Here is a 1,002-nt window from a genome sequence, read left to right on the forward strand (position 1 = left end):
CCCTCGCATTGTAAGTGGCAAATCGTGGAACTAGAAGACATCTATCGCCGAGATCTGAATTTATTAGTCGCGTTGCGTGTACTGATTGAAGAAAGCAGCGTCAGTAAGGCGGCAACTCGCCTTAATTTAAGCCAATCGGCGATGAGTCGTGTGTTAGGGCGATTACGCGATCTGCTTGGCGATCCGCTGTTTACGCGCCAAGGTCAGCACTTGATCCCAACCCAAAAAGCGCTAGAAATTGATCGCTCTTTAGGTGAACCGTTGGAATCGCTGCGCCAATTGTTGTCGCCCGTCGAGTTCGATCCTCAGCAGTGCGATCAGACGTTCACTATCGCGACCACGGACTACGCTATGCAAACTATCCTGCCGTTTGCTTTACCGCGCATTTATCAAGAAGCGCCGAATGTGTCGTTTAACTTTTTGCCTTTGCAGCATGACCGTTTATCCGATCAGTTGACTTATGAAGGGGCCGATCTCGCCATTTGTCGCCCAACTGGCCCCGTAGAGCCGCTGCGTAGCGAGATTCTTGGTCGCGTTGGCGTGTTGTGTTTACTGTCCAAACAGCATCCTTTGGCGAATCAAGAGATGAGTTTGGACGACTATTTGAGCCACCCTCACGCGATGATTGCCATCAGTGACGGAGTGAAAGCGTTGATTGAGCAAGCTTTGATCGACAAGCCGCAACGCAAAATGGTGCTGCGTGCGTACCATTTAGAAGCTGCGCTGGCGATTGTGGATACACTACCTATCATCATTACCGTTCCGGCAGATTTGGCGTATCTGGTTGCTGAGCGCTATGACCTAGTCGTAAAACCGTTGCCATTCCAATTTACGCCTTTTGATTATTCGATGATTTGGCATGCGCGCTGTGAGCATTCTCCTGCTCAAGAATGGCTGCGCTCCGTTGTGCGTGAAGAGTGCAGCAGGCTGATTGCGAAGCGAATCGAAGACATGGGATTGAACTGATAATAAAAGAGCCAGCAACGCTGGCTCTTTTTACGT

General features: G+C 50.2%; 1 protein-coding gene. It reads left to right on the plus strand.

The features are described 5' to 3' along the window. Window positions 1-24: 24 nt before the first annotated feature. A complete protein-coding gene (locus tag R7D93_RS26300; RefSeq protein WP_005458693.1) occupies window positions 25-966 on the plus strand; it encodes a LysR family transcriptional regulator in 942 nt (313 codons plus the stop codon). Window positions 967-1,002: the final 36 nt, after the last annotated feature.

The organism is Vibrio sp. YT-15 (assembly GCF_033337445.1).
Classification (GTDB): domain Bacteria; phylum Pseudomonadota; class Gammaproteobacteria; order Enterobacterales; family Vibrionaceae; genus Vibrio; species Vibrio alginolyticus.